Here is a 255-nt window from a genome sequence, read left to right on the forward strand (position 1 = left end):
TACCACGGGTATGCCAGCGATGGCTGCGTATGCGGCCAGTAAAGCTGGGTTAATTGGCTTAACCCAGGTACTTGCCGGTGAGTACGGTACTCATAACATCCGGGTAAATGCCTTATTGCCGGGCGGAACGGATACACCAGCAGCGCAGGAGTTTGCTAATACGCCTGAGACGAAAGAATTTGTTGCCGGGTTGCATGCACTAAAGCGCATCGCTAAACCTGAAGAAATTGCGCAATCTGCGCTTTATCTCGCGTC

Annotated in this window: 1 protein-coding gene; it reads left to right on the forward strand. The window is 52.2% G+C overall.

The window, feature by feature from the left end:
• Positions 1-19: 19 nt before the first annotated feature.
• On the forward strand, positions 20-255 hold a 236-nt coding region (locus SB773_RS33145; RefSeq protein ID WP_410594684.1), incomplete at its 3' end, for an SDR family oxidoreductase.

It is taken from the genome of Bacillus sp. SIMBA_074 (assembly GCF_046534555.1).
In the GTDB taxonomy this organism is placed as follows: Bacteria; Bacillota; Bacilli; order Bacillales; family Bacillaceae_G; genus Bacillus_A; species Bacillus_A mycoides.